Raw genomic sequence first — 1,639 nt, 5'->3', positions numbered from 1 at the left:
AGCTTGAACTCCRGGGCGATTGCCAAATCGGGCGGAACACGTCCGGGCAATGGTTGGGGAGACAAGAACCATATTCACGTCGGCCCTCCCGGCCAGGTGGGTAAAAATAAATAGTTGCGAAGGACGAAGAGCCTTAATCATTCAGGAGCAAGCCCGGATCGCTCGTCGCACCCAGAGTGCCGCGAGCGGCCCGGGCATTTTTCTGCCCGCGCCGACGCGCCTAACGTTGCATCCTCAATTTGCATTGAGCATCATCCCTCGGTACCCACTCAACCTTTCGGCCGGCGTGAAGCGCGCCGAGGGATTGCGCTATCGCGCCGTGCCGGGTTCAGACGAGCCAATCATTAAAATGGAATTCATAGATATTGCCGTCGTTCTCGGTTGGATTCGAGTCATTGTCCACGCCCCGATCGACGATATAGAGGCTCATATGGTGGCTCGGATCGTCGCTGCTTGGCGCCAGCGCCAATCCGGCCGGTTTTTTCGCGTGGGCCGAGGAGATATCGAGCGTACCCAACAGCTCCCCTGTCGTTGTAACCATTGCCACTGAGTTGCGCGACTGAATGATGTAAAGGAGGTCGTTGACCGGGTCATACGCGATGCTTTCGTCAGAGGGGGTTCCCAGCGCATGAGCAGAAAAACTCGTCACGATGTCATCGCCGCCCGTACTCGCGACGCCGTCGAATTTGCCGTTCTGACCCGGTGCGACGGTGTAGATCGTCTGCGTTGAGCCATCCGCGACATACAGGACGCCACGTTTGGTATCATAGGCAACGCTTTCCGGATCCGTGCTGCCGAATGCCGACGTCTTGAACGAGGTCACGATGTCGTCGGACGTATTGTAAAGTCCATCATTGCCGGGGTTCAGTTCGTACACGCTCTTCGTGCCGGTATCGTCCGAGAAGAAGAGATGGTGGTTAGCAGGATTATAAGTGATCCCGGCCGGCTCGTCGGAAAATCTGACGGTTGTGAGCGTTCCTACCAGAGTGCCGCTCAGAGTCATTTGGTAGAGATTCTTGCCGGTAAAAATGGACATCTCCTCCACTTCGCTGTCGGCAACCAGCAGCGTGCCCAAGTGGGAGATATAGACGATATCAGTGGGGTCGGGGCTCGGCGGCGACCACAGCGAAGTCAGGATAGTATGTGCCAGGGTCACCGACGTCGGCAGCTGGTGGGCCGTGACGTTGAGGCTGAAGGCATGGGTATCGATGCTGCCATCGGACGAGGTGGCGGTGACGGTGAGGGCGACCGACGGCTCGGACTGGGCGTTGAGCGTGCCGGTACTCGAGCGCGTGATGACACCGGTGCTGGAATTGATGGCGAAGCGAGAGTCGCCGATGCTGTAGGTGACGGTCGAGCCGGCATCGGGATCCGTGGCCGCGGCGGTAATCCCGATCGCCGTGCCGGCGGCGGCGTTCTGGGCAATCTCGTTGGCGGCGGGGTTGGCGTCCGGTGAGGAGTTGAAAGCGACCGCCTCAGGGCTGTTGAGGACGGCGAGGGTGAAGACCTGGTTGGCGGTGCTTCCGTCGGAGGAGGTTGCCGTCACTGTCAGATTGATCGACGACTGGGTCTCAAAGTCGAGCGCGCCGGTGGCCGATCGCGTGATGACGCCGCTGCTGGAATTGATGGCGAAGCGCGA

At 59.6% G+C, this 1,639-nt stretch carries 1 pseudogene; it reads right to left on the bottom strand.

Features of this window, described 5'->3' with window-relative positions:
* Positions 1-328: 328 nt before the first annotated feature.
* Positions 329-1,639, bottom strand: a pseudogene (locus AC1DX0_RS35600) (RTX toxin); the annotation flags it as partial.

The sequence above is a fragment of the Mesorhizobium sp. P3_A9 genome (assembly GCF_056402975.1).
The sequence above is the reverse complement of the archived record's forward strand: the minus strand, read 5'-3'. Positions and strand labels throughout refer to the sequence as shown.